We start from the raw sequence: 17,695 nt of genomic DNA, 5'->3' as shown, positions 1-17,695 counted from the left end.
TAGGGAATGGCTCAGCGATCCCAGTCGAGGGGGGTCCCGAGCAGTTCGGTCAGACGGGCGTTCCAGGGGCGGAAGTACTCGACGAGTCGCGCCCTGGTCGCCGGGGCCATGGGGGGCACCGGAAGCTTGTTGTGATGCGCCAGCCGCGGCGGTTCGACCACCGGCAGGCTGAGGAACTCCTGGACCGCGCGGTAGGCGCCGTTCGCGTCCCGGCGCAGGTCGTCGAACGGCAGGACCAGCAGCTGGTCCCGGCCGAAGCGGTCGAGCCAGCCGGTGAGCTGCTCGGCGTACCGTCCGCGGGCCAGGTAGCTGTGCCAGTCGTGGTGGTAGGAGTGGTAGCCGGGATCGGCGACGATCCGTTCGGCCTCGCCCGACAGGCGTTCCTCTTCGGCGTCGATCGCGGCCTCGAACGTCGACAGGCACTCCGCGTTCGAACCGCGTCGTTCCCAGTAGTTGGAGTAGGCGCGGTCGACCGGATTGCGCAGCAGGACGAGGAGCCGCGCCTTCGGAACCGTGTGCTGCACCCGTTCCGGAGCCAGCGGGTGGAACAGGTAGTACGGGCTGGCCTCGCCGGTCAGCGGCCGGATCCCGGTGCGCTGCGCGGCCCGCTCGATCGCGGCCCAGCTGGGGAAGTGCGACCGGTACCAGCGCTCGCCGCGCGCGAAGTGCACGTCGAAGTAGTGCGGGCTCTTGATCTGCTGCAGCGACGGGAACATCGGGGCCACGTTCGGGTGGCGCACCAGCCAGTTCCAGACCGACGTGGTGCCGCCGCGTTTCGCGCCGATGATCAGGAAGTCGGGGAGGGCCCGGCTGTCGGCGGTGCGCTCGCCGTACCGGCGGACCGCCCGGCGGACGACCCGCTTCACCGGGCGTGGCACGTGCCGCTTCGCGGCTCTCCACCGATCCGGCACCTCGACGTGGCGCAGGGTGTTCATCGGTACTCCTCGCTTGCGTCGGACGGAGGGGCGGACCGGCGGAACCGGAGGCGTCGGGGGAGTGCGTCGGCCAGCTCGGCGAGCGCCAGCGCGCGCCGCCACCGCCAGAGCAGGCCGAGGTAGGCGACGGCGCCGAGCGGCACCAGGGCGGCCGCGGCGGTGAAGTCGGGTGCGGCAGATCCGATAGCGCCGTTCACCACGTCGAAGATCACCACCGGGACGACGAAGCAGGCGCCGCCGCCGGCGACGGCCAGCCACAGCGGGCGCGAGAACGTCCGGACGCCCACCTTCCGGCGGACGATGACCGTGACCGCGATGTTCTCGCCGATCACGGCCGCGCCCTTGGCGAGCGCGGCGCCGGTGACCCCGTAGTGCGGGATCAGCGTGGCCGCCAGCGCGACGCTGCCGCTCAGCGACGTGAGCGTGACCGCGAGCGTGAGGGCCGAGCGTCCGCTCATCAGCAGCAGCGTGGAGACCGGGCCGGTCGCGAGGTTGACGAGCGTCGCGGCGGCGAGGATCGCGAGCGCGGTCGCGCCGGACGAGAAGCCCGGCCCGAAGAGTCGCAGGACCTCGCCCGGCCAGGCGACGAACACCAGGTAGAGCGGGAACGAAACGACAGTGATCCAGACCGACGCCGTGCGGTGCAGGTGCTCGACGCCGCCCAGGTCGCCGACCGTGAGGAGGCGGGCCAGCGTCGGGGCGATCGCCAGCCGGAGCGCCTGCAGGGCCAGCGTCCCGGCCAGCGCGAGCCGGAGCGCCGCGTTGTAGACGCCGGCCTCGGCGACGCCGGCCAAGGCGCTGACCAGCACGATCCCGGCGTGCATGCCGGCGATCTCGCAGGCCGACGCCGCCGCCCGGGGAGTCGCGAACCGCCACAGCTCCCGCCAGGTGGCCGCCGGACCGGCTTCGGCGGCGGCCGGCTCGGAGCGCAGCGGCGTCAGCGCCCGGTAGGCCAGGACGGCGGACCAGAGGCCGCCGATCAGCGTCGGGACGGCCCAGGCGATCGTCGTCCAGATCACCGGACCGGCGGTGGCGCCGGGCCACTTCCAGTGCGCGATCGCCAGCGCGGCCGCGACGAACGCGCAGCGCAGCGCCGGCTTCGCGATGCTCTCGACGACGGTGAGCGGGACGACGCTGCCCAGCCCCCTGGTGAGCGACAGCGCGACGAACCCGGTCGCGCCGAGCGGGACCGTGGCCACCGCGATCCGGATCAGCCAGGTCGCGGCGGCCGGGGCGGGGTGCTCGAAGACGACGTCGACCAGATGGGGCGCCGCCCACCAGGCGATCACCGCGAGCACCGTGGTGCCGAGGAACACCGGTGCGAGCGCGGCCACCGCGGCGGCGCCGATGTCGCGGGAGCGGCCGAGCGCGCGCAGCCGGGGTGCCATCCGGACCAGCGCGGTGTCGGTGCCGAACCGGCCGGCCACGGCCATCGTCATCGCGACCGCGACGACCACCGAGAACGCGCCCGCGCCGGCCGCGCCGAGCCCGCGGCTGACCTGGACGACGAGCAGGAAGCCGAGGACCGCGGAGGCACCGGATCCGATCAGGCTGATCGAGCCCGCACGGGCGATCCCCCGCAGATCCGCGCTGCGTTCCCCGGGCGGCCGGGTAGGGGTCGCGGTCATGCGCGGACCAGGGCCGCGTCGGCCGGCGCGCGGATCGCGGAGCCGGTGGCGAGCAGCAGCCCGGCGACGGACCAGGCGGCGATCATCAGCACCGGGTTCCGGATCGGGTAGTCCACCATCAGGTGCACCGACAGCGCGACCAGCGCCCCGGCCGCGCCCGCGACCAGCCCCAGCGTGCGCCCGGCGTCACCCGCGCCGGCGTCCGCGACCGTCGCCTCGGCGTCGAGGGTGCGCCGGAGGCGGCGGGCCGTCACCAGCGCGGCCAGGCCGCAGCTCCCGGCGAACCCCAGCCCGGCGGCCAGCCCGACCACCCCGGTCTCGGCACCGAGCTGCAGCAACGCGTTGTGGGCGTGCAGCCGGGGTGCGAACTGGATGATCGACGGCGACTGCGCCGACAACCGGCTGAACGACCCGGGCCCGTTCCCGAGCACCGGATGCTCCCGGAACTGCCGTACGGCCTCCCGCCAGGTGATCGGACGCACGTCGTGCGGGTTCGCGGCCCGGTCGTCGATCACCGCGATCCGGTCCACCACGACCTCGACCAGCCCGGCCGCCGGTCCGCCCCGCACCTCGGCCGGCGCGGTCAGCGACACCAGCAGCCCGGCCGCGAGCAGCGTCGCGCTGACCGCCACCGCCGCTACCAGCGCCCTCCGCACGGCCGGGTGCAGGACCGCCGCGGTCACCAGCCCGGCCGCGGTGCCGAGCCAGGCCCCCCGGCTCAGCGACAGCACCAGTGCCGCCACCGCCCCGGAGCCGCCGGCCACCGCCAGCACCCGTTCCCACCGCTGCGGGGCCGCGAGGAACCACCCGACCGCCAGTAGCACGATCAGCGCCGCGTAGCACCCGAACTGGTTGGGGTCCGCGAAGATCGACTGCGCGCGGTTGCGCACGACCGCGCCGCCGTACACCGGCTTCAGACGCTCGGCCTGACTGAGGATCGGCAGCGTCACGGCCAGCGATCCCACGACCGCGGCGCCGACGAGCGTCCGCAGCTTGCCCGGGGACGTGGCGACCAGCAGGACGGAGAGCAGCACCAGCCATCCGGCGGCGTAGGTCGCGGTGACCTTCAGCCCGCGGACCTGGTCCGCGGCCGTCGACGTGGACGCGGCGGCGGCCGCGACCAGCCCGGCGCCGAACCAGAGCGGCGGACGGATCTCCGGCCGGCCCAGCGCGACGCGACCGCACAGCCGGAACGAGACCGGTAGCCGTCCGGCCAGCACCCAGAGCCCGGTGACGGCGATCGCCGCCACACACACGACGTGGACGACCTGCAGGTCACCGCCACCGCCGGGAATCGGGCGGTCGCCGACCGCCGGAGCGGCGAACACCAGTGCGACGGCCGCGATCGGCAGGTGATCGGGCCGCGGACGGAACGGTCCAGTCACGGTTCGGCCTCGATGACCCGCCCGACCCCGGCCGGGATACGGTCGCGGTACCGGGCCGCGGCACCGGGGCCCGGCGGGAGCCGGACCGGCTGCGGGCCGGTGGCGCGATGGCGGGGCCGGTACCCGGCCGGAGGCGGTCCCCCGGCCGTGCGGGCGGGTGGGTCCAGCGGGCGGCCCAGTACACGGGCCAGCAGCGCCTCGGCCGTGCCGACGAGCTTCGCGCCGTCCTTGACCAGTGCGGCGACCGGCACCAGCGGCACCACCAGCGGCGACTGGCGCCGCCGCACCACCCGCGCGATCGGCAGCGAGAAGTACCCGGCCGCACCGGCCAGGGCCAGTACCCGCCCGGTCCGCCCACCCCGGAGAACCGCGGCCGCCGCTCCGGCGTACCCGGCGACCCGGATCGCGTCCCGGCGCAGCAGCCAGCCCGAACCGCCGGTGCCTCCGCCCCGCCCGTAGCCGCGGAACTGTGTGAACGCGGCCCCGACCGAAGCGCGCTGGTACCAGGTCACGGCCGCGTCCAGGGTCAGCGCGGTCCGGGCGCCGAGGTCGCGGACGGCCCGCCCGAACGCCTCGTCCTCGGCCGTCCGCAGGTGCTCGGGGAACCCGCCCGCGGCGGCCCAGACGTCCCGGGTGAACCCGACCGACCGGCCGTCGACCCGGCTCGCCGAGAACGCGCGCCCGAACAGCCGCCCGTACAGCGCGCGCAACGCGGTCCGGCGGCGCAGCTCGACCGGGTCGGGCCAGTTCATCGCGGCCATCGCCGGCTCGAACCAGGAGTTCGGCCGGACCGCGGCCGAGTACACCCCGACGTAGAGCTCGATCGGCAGTTCGCTCGGGTAGGTCGTGCCGTCCGAACGCAGCCGCTGGGCCGAGGCCGCGGTCTCCGCGGCCGCCGCCCGGAAGCCGTTCAGCCAGCTCGCGGACGGGGTGCAGCCCGCGTCCGTGCAGGCGATGAACGGATGCCGGGCGGCCGCCACGCCGAGGTTGCGGCTGTACCCGATCGTTCCGCCGTCGTGCCTCACCAGCCGGATGCGCCGGTCCTCGGCGCCCCAGGCCGCGATCCGCTCCGCGGTGCCGTCCACCGACCCGCCGTCGACCAGCACGTACTCGTCGTCCGGGCCGAGCTGGGCGGCCATCGTGCCGATCAGGCCGTCGATCAGCCGGGCCTCGTCCAGCACCGGGCTGACCACGCTGATCGCCGGGGATGCGGCCAGCCCCGCGCCCGGCCGGCGTGCCACCTCGGCCAGCAGCGCGGCGAACCGCGCCGACTGGGTCGTCGCGTCGGGATGGTCGGCGACCCGGCGCCGGCCCTCGGCGCCCAGCGCCTCCCGCACGTCCGGATCGCCGAGCGCGGCCAGTGCGCCCGCGACCGCGGTCGGGTCCGCCGGGGGCACCAGCAGCCCGGCTCCGCGGCTGACCGCACCGAACGGCTGCGGTCCGATACGCCGTGCGACCGGCCCCCCGTCGTCCACAGCCACCACGGGCACGCCGCTGAGCTGCGCTTCCAGGGCGGTGAGGCCGAACCCCTCGCGCCCGGGTGTGCGGGGGCCGTCGGGGCGGGTCAGCACCGCGACCGCGTCCGCTCCGGCCAGTAGCCGGCCTACTCCGGGGACGCTCTGGCGCAGGTGCACGCGGCCGGCGACGCCCCAATCGGCGGCCAGCGACGCCAGCCGCTCGCGCTCACCCGGGCGGGTCGGGTCGTCCGGCCCCACCGCGAGCAGGTCCCAGGCCGCGGCGTTCGGCTGCGCGAGCGCCCGGATCGCGGTGTCCACGCCCTTGTACGGCACGAACCGCGTCGGCATGACCAGGAGCAACCGGTCGCCCGCGGGCACGTCGAGCGAGCGCAGGACCTCGACCGCCTCGCTGCGGGAGACCGGCGGGGCCGGCCGCGGCGGGGTGATCACGACGGTGTCCGGCCGCCGGGCGCCGGCCGCGACGTCCTCGGCGGTCGCCACGACCCGGCCGGACGCCTTGGCCAGCCAGGGAGCGAGCCGCCGGTCGTAGCTGTAGTCGTGCTTGACCCACACCGACGGGACGCCGACCGCGTGCGCCGCCGGTGCGACGACGCACTGCGCCTTCACGCCGTTGCCGACCACGACGTCCGGGTCGAGCTCGCGCAGCGTCGTGGCCAGCCACCTCGCCCCGGACGCGAGGGCGCAGGCGGTGCGTCCCACCGGCCGGACGATCGTCGGGACACGCCGGTCGAGCAATTCGGTTCGCAGCGGGCCGTCGGCCAGCATCACGACCCACGGCTGCAGCCGCTCGGTGTGGTCGAGCATCGCGAGCAGCCAGGACTCCGCTCCACCGAGGACTCCGCTGGGCGTCACGACCAGAGCTCGCAACGGCGGGGTGATCGCGGAATGCGCCATGGTCTTTGTCCTCCCGGCAGGGTCGCCTGGGTCGTTTTAGTCTCTTTACGCTGATAAAGGCAAGAACGAACCTCATTGTGTGCTGGAGGGTTATTAGTGTCGTCCGTCCAGGTTCTGCACGTGTCCCATGCGGTGAACACCGGGTTGGCCCACTGCGTGGGGGACTACGTCGAGTACCAGGCCAAACACGGCGTTCACGTCACGGTCGCGTGTCCCGGGGGGCGCCTGGCGGCGCTGGCCGGTGCGCGGGGTGCCGATGTGGTCACCTGGCGGGCGGTGCGGGGTCCCGGCCCCGGCATGCTCGCCGAGGCCCAGCAGCTCCGGCGCATCCTCGACGACGTCCGGCCCGACGTCGTCCACCTGCACTGCGCGAAGGCCGGGCTGATCGGCCGGTCGGTGCTGCGCGGGCGGGTGCCGACCGTGTTCAGCCCGCACGCCTGGTCGTTCCAGGCCGTGGACGGGGCGCTGCGCCGGGCCGTACTGGCCTGGGAGCGGTACGCGCTGCGCTGGACCGACGTCGTCGTGTGCGTCAGCGCGGCGGAGCGGGACACCGGGGTCGCGCACGGCCTCCGCGGCCGGATGGAAGTGCTGCCGAACGCGGTGCTCCCGGCGTCGGTCGAACCGGTCCGGGCCCGGCCGCGCCCGGCGGTGCGGGAGGAACTCGGCCTCGACCCAGGGACGCCGGTGGCGGTGTGCGCGGCCCGGCTGGCCCGGCAGAAAGGCCAGGACGTGCTGATCGACGCCTGGCCGGCGGTCCGGGCGGCGGTGCCGGGAGCCCGGCTCGTGCTGGTCGGCGACGGTGTGGCCCGCCCGGCGCTGGAGACTGCGGTCCGGCGGGCCGGTGCCGAGGGCGTCGACTTCACCGGCCCGGTGGATCGTTCGATCGCGCTGAGCTGGATGTACGCGTCGGACGTGGTGGTCTGCCCTTCGCGCTGGGAGGGCATGTCGCTGGTGCCGCTGGAGGCGATGGCGCTCGGGCGTCCGCTGGTGGTCACCGCGGTCGACGGGATGGCCGAGGCGGTTCCGCCGGGAACCGGCTGGATCGTGCCGCCGGAGGACCCGGAGGCGTTGGCTGGCGCGGTCGTCGCGGTGCTCAGCGACACCGAGGCGGCCCGGGCGGCCGCGGACGCCGGCCGGCGCCGGGCGTCGCTGACGATCGGCGACGACTCGGCCGCCCGCCTGCTCGATCTCTACGGGGAGGTTCTGCAGCTCAGCGCCTTGTGAAGGTCCCGGGCCTCGGGCTGGATCGACCGGGCGTGGGCGACATCGGCGTGGTGGCGGTCTCGTCGCCTGCCCTTGACGTTCTCGCCCAGCAGCCGCAGGGCGAGATACCGCGCCAGCGTGCCGATCTCCTGGTGCTCGGCCGGCGGCGCCAGCGTGAGGATCCGGCCGAGCAGCGAGTCCCGGTCGGTGCGGCTCGGGAGCAGCGTCCAGAGCCGGACCAGGTCGCCGTAGCGCGGGCCGGGCCCGAGGTACTCCCAGTCGACGACGTGCAGCCCGCCGCGCTCCGGACACCACAGCGCGTTGCGGTGGTAGAAGTCGCCGTGCGCTACCGGCACCGTCGGCAGCGCCGCGGCGGCGCGGCGGGCGGCCAGCCAAGACCGGGTGGGGACGCCGCCGAGTACCCCGCGCGCCAGGCGGATCGGGGCGGCCCGCCGGTCGGAGACCCAGACGGCCGGCGGCGGCCCTGGCTCCGGGGGCGGCGACCCGGCGATCCGGAGCGCGGCCGCGAGCACGTCGTCCAGGAAGCGCTCGCCGGTCGGCGGCGAGGGTTTCCACCACTCCGCGATCAGCCAGGCCCCGTCCGGATCGGCGTCCAGCACCGGGACGGTCGGGATGCCGACCTGGCGGGCCCAGCTCCGGCCCCAGAGCTCCCGCCGCAGCCGAAGCCGCCCGGCCTCACCGGTCGCGACCTCGACGACGACTCCGTCGCCGAGGAAGCGCCGGAGCGGACGCCGCGGCCCGGCGAACGAACCCGGTACGAGCGCCTCCGGAGGGACGCCGACCCCGGTCAGCGCGGTTCGCGCTGCCTCGGGAAGACCCGACGAGGTGACCGATCCAGCGGTCCCGGACGAGAGGAACGGTGCCACGGGTCGGCAGCCTAAAGGACGAAGATGAGTCAAACTACCGAAAAGACGTAAAAAGGACACCCGCGTCCTGGAACTCGGAAAGGATCCGTCGTGACCAGCCTCGACCCCCCGGCGCCCACCCCGCAGCACCCCCCGCTCCTGCTGCGCGGCTGGCTGTTCTTCCTGGTCGCCGCCTTGGCCGTGCTCGCCGGTTCGGCCGCGCACGTGGTAACCCGGCCGGTGACCTGGTCGGCACAGGCGGTCATCGCGTTCGTTCCGGTGGGGGAACGCCCGGTCAGTGCCACGTCGGTGACGCTGATGGTGCCGCGGTACGTCGCCTACGCGGCGTCGCCGTACGTGGTCCGGCAGGCCGCCGCGACGGCCGGGGTGCCCTCGACCGACCTGCAGAACAGCCTGACCGTGACGATGCCCGCGACCACGGCGAACGTCGCGATCACGGTCACCGCGCAGGCGGCGGCGACGGCGGCCGAGGCGGCGAACCGGATCGCGGCGCTGGTGATCGAGCGGGCGTCGGCCGACCCGGTGCTGGGCGGCCGGATGCTGGCCAGAGCGACGGTGCCGACGAGCCCGGCCGGCCCGAGCGAGGCGACGCTGCTCGGCGGTGCGGCGGTCGCGGCGGTGGTCGTCGGGGCGCTCGCGGCCTCCGGAGTGCGGTGGTACGTGCGGCGGCGGTACGGCTCGGCCGAGGCGTACGTGCCGGTGGGACCGCGGCCGGCGCCCGGTTCGATGCCGGGCACGCTGCTCGCGACGGCCGCGCTGCCCCGCCCGATCCCGCCCGAGGACACCGTCGAGATGGACTCCCTCGACGACCCGTTCTCCGACGTCGACACCGTCCGGTTCGACCCCGGAGCAGTGATCACCCGGTCGATCGCGCCGAGCAGCCGCTAGCCGCTAGTAGGCCCCGTCCCGGGACAGCACCGCGGGGAGCGTCCGGCGGACGATGTCGAAGTCCATCGCCAGCGACCGGTTCTCGACGTAGCGCAGGTCGAGCCGGACGGCTTCCTCCCAGGGCAGGTTCGACCGCCCGCTCACCTGCCACAGCCCGGTCAGCCCGGGCTTCACCAGCGTCCGGCGGCGGTAGTCGTCGCGCATCTGCTCCGGCGGTGTGGCCGTCGGACGTGGCCCGACCAGCGCCATCTCGCCCCGCAGCACGTTCACCAGCTGCGGCAGCTCGTCCAGGGACAGGGCCCGCAGCAGCGTGCCGACCGGCGTCACGCGGGGGTCGTCGCGGACCTTGAACAGCGTCCCGGCGGTGTACTGGTTCGCGCAGGACAGGGCAGACTTCAGCCGTTCGGCGTCGGCGACCATCGTGCGGAACTTGAGCAGCCGGAACCGGCGGCCGTCCCGTCCGGTACGGAGCTGGGTGAAGAGCACCGGGCCCGGGCTGGTCGCCTTCACCACCGCGGCGACGCCCAGCAGCACCGGTGACAGCACGATCAGCGCGCTAGCGGCGATCAGCCGGTCGGCGAGCGAGCGCACGGCCAGCCGGGCTCCGTCGTACCGCGGCGGCGCGACCTCGACCAGCGTGGCGTCCCCGTAGGCGCGGACCGTGACCCGATCCGGGCTGACCGGCCACAGCGGGGTGACGGCGAGGCCGACCCCGTGCTGCTCGAGCCGCCAGGAGAGCCGGCGCAGAGCGTCCGGATCGTAGGTGCCGGTCACCACGACGGTGTCGGCACCGGTCCGGCGGACGGCCGCCACCACGGCGTCGAGAGCGCGGTCGGGATCGGCGGCCGTCGCGTCGACGACGGCCAGCCCCGGGGGCAGTGCGTCCCAGGAGCCCGGATCGGTGATGCAGGCAGCCGCGACGGCGGGCGCCCGGGTGTCGCGGGCGGTCGCGGCGCAGTAGCGGGTGACCGCGTCCGGTGAACCGTAGACGACGACCGGCGCGGCCGCGAGCGCGCTCCCCACCGGGGTGAGGCGGGTCAGCGCGGCCCGGCCGAGGCCGACCGCCAGCGCGGTCGCCGGGATCGCGACGAGCATCAGCGGCCGCACGCCCATCAGCGGCAGCGCGGCCGTGCCGACGCCGAGCACCGCCCACAGCACCACGGTCGTGAGCAGCAGCGCCCGAGTGTCGCTGAGCCGGATCTTCAACCGGCGGCGGTGGTACGCGCCGATCGACCACGCGGTCAGCGTCCACGCGGCCGGGACGGCCAGCGCCTCGCGCAGCGGCAACACGTCGACGAGCCACCCCAGCACCAGCGCGGTGGCCACCGCGGCGGCCGCGTCGCAGGCCGCGACCGCGGCTCGCCGCAGGGTGTCCTGCCGATCGGCCGCGACCGCGGTCGATGGAGTGTCGAGCGATTCCGTGATCCGAGAGAGTACGAGGGTGTCGGTGACCTGCTCTGCGGTCATCTACCGACTCCCGGTGCACAGCTGGTCCTGCGGACGCCCCGGTCGATCATCCGTCCCCCCGCCGTCAAACGTGACGAACTGGTATTTCTCGGATAGTCAAACGCATAAATCCACTTTTAGGTACGGGCCTACACTAAACGGGGCAAGACGGTAGCCTGACGGCGGACAGGGAATAGTCGGGCGCGCCCGGCCCGGGCAGGCGGAGGCAACGCGCGGATGGTCGTTCCGGGAGTCCGCCTGACGTCGTTCGCCACGGCGGCGCTGGTCGCCGTAATGGCGAGCCCGGCCCATGCGGCCGGCACCGACCCCCGGACGAGTTACGCCCCACCGTCGACGCGCTGCACGGTCACCGACCCGCGGCTCGACCAGATCAGCGGGATGGCGGCCGACCGCGGCGCGCTCTACGTCGTCAACGACACCGCGCCGGTGACGGTCTGGCAGGTCGACGCGCTGAACGGCCGGTGCCGGGCGGTCCGGCAGACGATCCTCACGCTTCCGCGGGCCCATGACCCGGCCGCCGCGCTGCGCGGTTCCGGCGAGAGATCCGTCGACATCGAGGACGTCGGGGTGGCCGCGGACGGTGCGCTCTGGCTCGCCGACACCGGCGGCAACACGAGCCCGCGCCCGGCGGTGTCGCTGTACCGCTGGGTACCGGGCCGCACACTCGACTCGGCCCGCGCCGGGATCCCGGTGACCCGCCAGAACCCGGTACCGGCCGTCAACGCGGTCAGCCGCTACGACCTGCGCTATCCCGACGGCACGCACGACGTCGAGGCGCTGCTGGTGACGCTGGCCGGCCAGATCGTGCTGGTCGGCAAGACCTCGTCGGGTGTGGCGCCGGTGTACCAGGCCCAGCTACCGCTGGAGCCGGTCACCACGCTGCGCCGGGCCGGGTCGCTCGACCTCCGGCCACTGCTGCCCGGCCGCCCGGCCGTGGCGCTCGCGATCACCGGGGGAGCGGTCTCGCCGGACGGTGTGCACTTCGCACTGCGGACGCACGGCGCGGCACTGGAGTGGGACGCGCCCGACGGTGACGTGGTCCGCGCCCTGCGCAACGGCGTGCCCAGGCGGTTCGCGCTCGACCGGGCACCGCAGGGCGAGGCGATCACCTACACCGACGACGGATCCGCGCTGCTCACGGCCGGTGAGCAGATTCCGTCGCCGCTCGGTGAGGTGACGGTCACGCGGCGGCCGGGGGTGGCCCCGGTCTTCGGACCGGTGTTCCCGCCGCTGGTGCTGGCCGGGGTCGGGGTCGGCGCACTGCTGATGCTCGGCATCGCGGCGCTGGCCCGGCGCCGCCGCTCCCGGCCGGCGCCGGCACCGGCGACCGTTCCCGAGCGGGTGCTCGAGGAGGCCGTCCGATGAGCCGGGGTTCGCCGTTCGCGCTGGTCATCGCGCTGATCCTGTGCCTGGGCGCCACCGCGGTCGCCTACGTGCGCGCGCAGCCGGACACCTACACCAGCACCGCTGTGCTCAGCCTCTCCCCGCGCGATCCCGGCGAGGTCGGCTCCGACGATCTGACGCTGGCGACCAGCCGGTACGTGGCCTATCTGTCGGCACCGGCGACGCTCGACGACATCGCCACGTCCCTGGGCGAACGGCCGGCCGCGGTCGCGAAGAGCACCATCGTCGCCCAGCAGCCGGCCACCGTGAACATCCGGGTCAGCGTCAACGGCCCGGATGCCGAGGGCGGCGCGGGCATCGCGAACGCGCTGGCCCGGGCCGGGGTCCGGCAGAGCGTCGACGATTCGCAGGTCGTCGCCGAGCTCGTCGTGCCCGCGATGGTGCCGGTCGCGCCGAGCGGGCCGCCGCGACGGTTGTTGTTCCTGGTCGGCGGCGCGGGCGCGGTCAGCCTGGGCGTCCTCGCGGTACTGGCGCTCGGCTACTTCCGCCGGCCCTCACCGGTTGAGCAGAGGTTCCAGCGCACGTAGGTCGTCAGGTTCGAGGGTCAGCAGGGTCGCGCCGACGTTCTCTTGCAGGTAACGGCGGTGCCTGGTGCCGGGGATCGGGATCACGTGCTCGCCCTGCGCGAGCGCCCAGGCGATCGCGACCTGCGCGGGCGTGGCCCGGTAGCGGCCGGCCACCTCCCGGACCTGACCCAGCAGGTTCGGGGCGGCCGGCCCGTCCGACGCGGTGACCGCGCCGGTCAGCGGGCCGCGGCCCAGCGGCGCGTAGGGAACGAACGCCGCGCCGTGGTCCCGGCACCAGTCGACGACGCCGGTCTCCAGAGGGTCGCGCCTCCACAGCGAGAACTCGGACTGGATCGCCGCGACCGGGTGGATCGCGTCCGCCTCCTCGGCCTGGGCGACCGTGACCTCGCACAGCCCCAGCTGCCGGACCTTGCCTTTCTCGACCAGGTCGGCCATCGCGCCCCAGGTCTCCGCCAGCGGGATCCGCGGGTCGACCCGGTGCAGGTAGTACAGATCGACGACATCGTCGCCGAGCCGGTAGAGGCTGGCGTCGATCGCGGTCTCGATGTGCAGCGGCGAAGCGTCCGCGCGCACCGGGTCGGGCACCAGCCCGACCTTGCTGGCGAGCGTCACCTCGGAGCGGTGCCGCCGTAACGCCCGCCCGAGGATCTCCTCGTTGTGCCCGTCGTCGTACACGTCCGCGGTGTCGAAGAACGTGACGCCGTGGTCGAGCGCGGACCGGATCACCGCGATCGGGACGTCGTCATCCTCGAGGCGGCTGAACGCCGTACAGCCGAGCCCGACCGCACTGACGTAGGGGCCTTCGGTACCGAGTTGTCTCGTTCTCATGGCAGTCCTCCGTGTGGGGACCGAACGATCGGCACTGACCGAACGGAGAACTCAACCGATGTTACGCATGCGTCCGGGTCGCGACCGGATTGTTAACGCAGAGTTGACATCAGCCGGTGTTGCGCATGCCGGCGGCGACGCCGTTGATCGTGAGCAGCAGGGCCCGCTGGAGCTGCGGGTCCTGTTCGTTGGCCCGGTACCGCGCCAGCAACTCGATCTGCAGGTGGTGCAGCGGCTGCAGGTACGTGTCGCGCACCGCGAGCGTCCGCTGCAGCACCGGCTGGGCGTCGAGCAGTGCCGGCTCCCCGGTGATCCGCAGGATCTCGGCGACGCTCCGGTCGTGCTCGGCGGTGATCTTGTCGAAGATGTGTTGCAGCGACGGGTCGACCAGCCTCTCCACGTACCGGCGCGCGATCGACAGGTCGGTCTTGACCAGCGTCATCTCGACGTTGGACACGAACGCCCTGAAGAAGTGCCAGCGCTCGTAGGCGTCCGCGAGCAGGTCGCCGAAACCGGCCTCGCGAGCGGCCGCGAACCCGGTGCCCACGCCGTACCAGCCCGGCACGATCTGCCGGGACTGCGTCCAGCCGAACACCCACGGGATCGCCCGCAGCCCGGCCAGGCCCGACCCGGTGTCGGGACGCTTCGACGGCCGCGACCCGATGTTCAGCGCGCCGAGCAACTCGGCCGGCGTCGAGGCCCAGAAGTACCGCGGCAGGTCGGGGTCGTGGATCAGGTCCCGGTAGGCCTGCTGCGCCGGTGCCGCGACCCGGTCCATCAGGTCCGACCACCGGTCGAGGTCTTCCTGCGGCTGCCGCGGTTCGGTGTGCAGCAGCGTCGCCTGCAACACCGCTGCGACGGTCAGCTCGAGGTTCTCCCGCGCCAGCGACGGCACCGCGTACTTGTCCGAGATGACCTCGCCCTGCTCGGTCACCTTGATCGCGCCGTCGAGCGTCCCGTACGGCTGGGCCAGGATCGCCTCGTGCGTCGGCCCGCCGCCGCGGCCGACGGTCCCGCCCCGGCCGTGGAACAGCCTCAGCCGGACGCCATGGCGCTGGGCGACGTCACGCAGGGACCGCTGGGCCCGGTGGATCTGCCACTGACTGGACGTGATGCCGGCGTCCTTGTTCGAGTCGGAGTACCCGAGCATGACTTCCTGGACGTCACCCCGGGCCGTGACGATCGCCCGGTACGCCGGCACCGACAGCAGCCGGTCGAGGATCTCGCCGGCCACGTTCAGCTCGGCGACCTGCTCGAGCAGCGGCACGAACCCGATCCGGGCCAGGCCACCGTTGACGTCGACCAGGCCGGCCTCGCGGGCCAGCACGGCGGCGGCCAGTACGTCGTCCACACCCTCGGTCATCGAGATGATGTAGGACTCGATCACCTCGGGGCCGAACTGGTCGAGGATGTCGCGGATCGCACCGAACACCCCGAACGTCTTCGCGCCGGCCTCGTCGAGCCGGGTGTCGGGACCGCCGAGCGGGCGGCGCCCGGCCAGCTCGCGGGCCAGGTACTCGGTGCGGGCCTCGCGGCTCAGGTTCTCGTAGGGCTCGTAGAGCTCGCCGACCCGGTCGACGAACTGCGCGAGCGCCTGGTGGTGGGCCTCCGAGTGCTCACGGATGTCGAGCGTCGCCAGGTGCAGGCCGAACGCCGACACGGTGCGGATCAACTCGGTCAGCCGGCCGTTCGCGATCAGCTCGCCGCGGTGCGCGAGCAGCGAGCGGCGCATGAGGTCGAGGTCGGCGATCAGCTCGGTCGTGCCCAGGTAGTCGCGTCCGGGCTGGTGCGGGGTGTTCCGAGCCAGCCGGGTGCGGGTGTTGGCCAGCTTGGCCCGCATGCAGCGGATCTTGAGCCGGTACGGCTCGGCGGCGTTGACCCGCCGGTACCGGCCTTCCAGCTCGGGGAGGTTCGCCAGGTCGGCCTCGGCGCTGTCGAGCAGCTCCTGGGAGACGTCGACGACCTGATCGGACACCGACAGCTCCTCGACCAGCGCGGCCAGGTCGGAGTCGGTGTCACGGATGCCGTACTCGTACTGCAGCCGCAGCACGTCCCGGGTGACCTGCGGTGTCACGTACGGGTTGCCGTCCCGGTCGCCGCCGATCCAGCTGCCGAACGTCAGCGGGGTCGCGGTCGGCGGCACCTCCGCGCCCAGGTCGGCCAGGATGTCGGCCAGCTTCGTCAGCACCGCGGGTGCGGCGTCGGCGTGCAGGTCGTTCAGGTAGTAGATCGCGTTCCGGGCCTCGTCGGCAGGCTCCGGCTTCTCCAGCCGCAGCTCGTCGGTCTGCCAGAGCAGATCGACGACCTCGGCGAGTTCGCGGTTGGTCTGGGCGCTGACCGTTCCTTCCGGCTGGCCGGAGACCGCGGCCTCGGTCGCCTCGGCCTCCAGCAGGTCGGCGACGCGGCGCAGCTTCGCCAGCGTCGACCGGCGGGCCGCCTCGGTGGGGTGCGCGGTGAAGACCGGACGGATCGCCAGCTGCTCGGCGCCGGTCTTGATCTCGTCCGCGGTGAGACCGCGGTCCTTGAGCCGGCGGGCGGCGCCGTCCAGCCACCCGCCCTGCGTGGCCCGGCGTCGGCGCAGATCGCGGCCGCGGTGGGCCTGCTCGGTGATGTTCGCCAGGTTGAAGTACGTCGCGAACGCGCGGACGAGGCGGATCGCGGTCGGAATGTCGATGCCCGACAACGCGTCGGCGGCGGCGGCCGCGTCGGTACGGGCCGCGGCCCGGACCTTCTCGACCAGCTCGAGCAGGTCGGGCCCTTCCTGGCGGACGAGCGTCTCGCCCAGCAGATTGCCGATCCGGCGAATGTCGGCCCGCAGCGTCCGGTCGGCCTCGTTGGCCGCGTCGGGCGTGACGTTACCCAGACCCCACAGGTCGGAAGGCACTGCCTGCGCGTCGGACATGACGGCTCCCCGGACTCGAGTGGCGATGCGCCGGGACCTCGGTGTCCCGTGTTAACCCAGCCTAGAGGCTTGATCCGCCGCGCTGCGGCGTCGGCCCCGCATCGATCAAGTAGTGAGACGCTCGGCGCCCGCGGAGCGTGATCGACCCCAGGTAGGCCAGTGTCCCGATCCCGCACCAGAGCAACAGCACGAGGTACAGGCCGGGGAGCCCGTGGCCCTGGAAGTAGACGGTCGCCCGGGTCGCCTGGGTCGCCGCACCGGTCAGCAGCCAGGTGTGCATCTCCCGGAACGGCCCCGGCAGCATCTGAGGGGCGAACGGACCACCCGAACCGGGATTGCCGAGCACGACCAGCAACACGATCGTCAGCCCGGTGCCGACGGCGCCGAGCAGCGCCGACAGCGCGGCCGACGTGATCGAGGCGCCGAACACCACGACGATGCCGAGCGCGGCCAGCGGGACCAGATTCTGATGCCAGATGCCGAGCACCGGTCCGACGACGACCGCGCCACCGATGCCGGACGCGATCGCGTAGAACAGCAGCGCGAGCACCCGGATTCGTCCCCGGCGTGGCTCGGGGTGGGCACCGGCGACGAACGAGAGCAGGGTCGAGACCAGGTAGCCGCCGACGATCCAGCCGACGACCAGGTAGAACGGCGAGATGCCCCGGTTGTCGGTGGCCGGGAGCGGATGGTCGTCGTAGACGTTCACCGGGATACCGGTCAGCGTCGAGACCTGGCCGTACACCTGTGTCAGCGCCTCGGCCGCCGCGCCGCTCGCGGACGAGGCCAGGTGGAGCTCCAGGCCATCGGGGCCGTCGAGCAACACCGCGTAGACGTCCTGGTCGCCGAGCGCTTCGAAGGCCGGGGTCCGGTCGGTGTACGTGCGGGGCGCCACCGCGTCGCTCCGGGCGTCGACCTCGGCTTGCAGTTGCTGCGTGGCGGCGGACTCGATCACCGCGACCGGTAACCCGTCGGCCCGCGGGGCGTGCCACGCGCCGACGTAGGACAGGATGAACGCGAGCTGGATCCCGAGCACCCCGACCATGAGCAGCCCGGGGCGGAGGTAGGACCGCCACTCGGCCGCGCGTGCGGCCGGCGGTGCGGTGGTGTCCGTTTCTTCGGTGGTGCCGGACTCGTCAGGCGTCACGCCAACGCAAGTGCCCGGCTACCCGGGGTGGAAACGATGGTGGCGGTCACAGGTGGCGGCACAGGTGGCGGTCACAGGTGGTGCGGCCGCCCGCGGCCATCCGTTTTGTCAGAGGCTCGGCG

At 73.9% G+C, this 17,695-nt stretch carries 13 protein-coding genes; 4 read left to right on the top strand and 9 right to left on the bottom strand.

Annotation, left to right across the window (positions count from 1 at the left end):
• Nucleotides 1–11 precede the first annotated feature (11 nt).
• The 4 genes from ACIBZJ_RS16495 to ACIBZJ_RS16480 are packed head-to-tail and all read right to left on the bottom strand — an operon-like array spanning nucleotide 12 to nucleotide 6,320.
• Nucleotides 12–935 (bottom strand): sulfotransferase domain-containing protein, encoded by a 924-nt coding sequence (locus ACIBZJ_RS16495; protein WP_395930184.1) that lies wholly within the window; start codon nucleotides 933–935, stop codon nucleotides 12–14.
• Nucleotides 932–2,563: an oligosaccharide flippase family protein gene (locus ACIBZJ_RS16490; protein WP_395930182.1), complete on the bottom strand. Its 1,632-nt coding sequence runs from the start codon at nucleotides 2,561–2,563 to the stop codon at nucleotides 932–934. Before ACIBZJ_RS16490 ends, ACIBZJ_RS16495 begins: the two co-directional genes overlap by 4 nt.
• Nucleotides 2,560–3,948 (bottom strand): O-antigen ligase family protein, encoded by a 1,389-nt coding sequence (locus ACIBZJ_RS16485; protein ID WP_395930180.1) that lies wholly within the window; start codon nucleotides 3,946–3,948, stop codon nucleotides 2,560–2,562. Before ACIBZJ_RS16485 ends, ACIBZJ_RS16490 begins: the two co-directional genes overlap by 4 nt.
• Entirely contained in the window at nucleotides 3,945–6,320 is a 2,376-nt protein-coding gene (locus tag ACIBZJ_RS16480) for a glycosyltransferase (RefSeq protein WP_395930178.1), read from the bottom strand. Before ACIBZJ_RS16480 ends, ACIBZJ_RS16485 begins: the two co-directional genes overlap by 4 nt.
• Before the next feature lie 120 nt (nucleotides 6,321–6,440).
• On the opposite strand from ACIBZJ_RS16480, the gene ACIBZJ_RS16475 reads away from it, so the two are divergent.
• A complete protein-coding gene (locus ACIBZJ_RS16475; RefSeq protein WP_395930176.1) occupies nucleotides 6,441–7,544 on the top strand; it encodes a glycosyltransferase family 4 protein in 1,104 nt (367 codons plus the stop codon).
• Here the strand turns inward: ACIBZJ_RS16475 and ACIBZJ_RS16470 are convergent.
• Nucleotides 7,511–8,410 (bottom strand): phosphotransferase, encoded by a 900-nt coding sequence (locus ACIBZJ_RS16470; RefSeq protein WP_395930174.1) that lies wholly within the window; start codon nucleotides 8,408–8,410, stop codon nucleotides 7,511–7,513. The genes ACIBZJ_RS16475 and ACIBZJ_RS16470 overlap by 34 nt on opposite strands.
• A 90-nt stretch (nucleotides 8,411–8,500) precedes the next feature.
• On the opposite strand from ACIBZJ_RS16470, the gene ACIBZJ_RS16465 reads away from it, so the two are divergent.
• Nucleotides 8,501–9,298, top strand: coding sequence for a hypothetical protein (locus tag ACIBZJ_RS16465; RefSeq protein WP_395930172.1), 798 nt, complete (start codon nucleotides 8,501–8,503; stop codon nucleotides 9,296–9,298).
• A 3-nt stretch (nucleotides 9,299–9,301) separates the two neighbouring features.
• Here ACIBZJ_RS16465 and ACIBZJ_RS16460 read toward each other — a convergent pair whose 3' ends face one another.
• Entirely contained in the window at nucleotides 9,302–10,765 is a 1,464-nt protein-coding gene (locus tag ACIBZJ_RS16460; RefSeq protein WP_395930170.1) for a sugar transferase, read from the bottom strand.
• Nucleotides 10,766–10,981: 216 nt separating this feature from the next.
• Here ACIBZJ_RS16460 and ACIBZJ_RS16455 point away from each other — a divergent pair, with 216 nt between their 5' ends.
• Both ACIBZJ_RS16455 and ACIBZJ_RS16450 read left to right on the top strand, forming a co-directional pair.
• On the top strand, nucleotides 10,982–12,130 hold the full coding sequence (locus tag ACIBZJ_RS16455) for a hypothetical protein (RefSeq protein WP_395930168.1): 1,149 nt from the start codon (nucleotides 10,982–10,984) through the stop codon (nucleotides 12,128–12,130).
• Nucleotides 12,127–12,696, top strand: a complete 570-nt coding sequence (locus ACIBZJ_RS16450; RefSeq protein ID WP_395930166.1) for a hypothetical protein — start codon at nucleotides 12,127–12,129, stop codon at nucleotides 12,694–12,696. Before ACIBZJ_RS16455 ends, ACIBZJ_RS16450 begins: the two co-directional genes overlap by 4 nt.
• On the opposite strand, the gene ACIBZJ_RS16445 is transcribed toward ACIBZJ_RS16450, so the two are convergent.
• The 3 genes from ACIBZJ_RS16445 to ACIBZJ_RS16435 form a co-directional block, all read right to left on the bottom strand.
• Complete coding sequence (locus tag ACIBZJ_RS16445) at nucleotides 12,664–13,524, bottom strand: aldo/keto reductase (protein WP_395930164.1); 861 nt, start codon at nucleotides 13,522–13,524, stop codon at nucleotides 12,664–12,666. The two genes, ACIBZJ_RS16450 and ACIBZJ_RS16445, sit on opposite strands and share 33 nt — an antisense overlap.
• A 109-nt stretch (nucleotides 13,525–13,633) precedes the next feature.
• On the bottom strand, nucleotides 13,634–16,426 hold the full coding sequence (ppc, locus tag ACIBZJ_RS16440; RefSeq protein WP_395930162.1) for a phosphoenolpyruvate carboxylase: 2,793 nt from the start codon (nucleotides 16,424–16,426) through the stop codon (nucleotides 13,634–13,636).
• Nucleotides 16,427–16,487: 61 nt separating this feature from the next.
• Entirely contained in the window at nucleotides 16,488–17,573 is a 1,086-nt protein-coding gene (locus ACIBZJ_RS16435) for a hypothetical protein (protein ID WP_395930159.1), read from the bottom strand.
• Between the last annotated feature and the right edge of the window lie 122 nt (nucleotides 17,574–17,695).

It is taken from the genome of Cryptosporangium sp. NPDC051539, assembly GCF_044454545.1.
GTDB lineage: Bacteria > Actinomycetota > Actinomycetes > Mycobacteriales > Cryptosporangiaceae > Cryptosporangium.
Note: the sequence above shows the minus strand (reverse complement) of the source record. Positions and strands in the feature narration are given on the sequence as shown.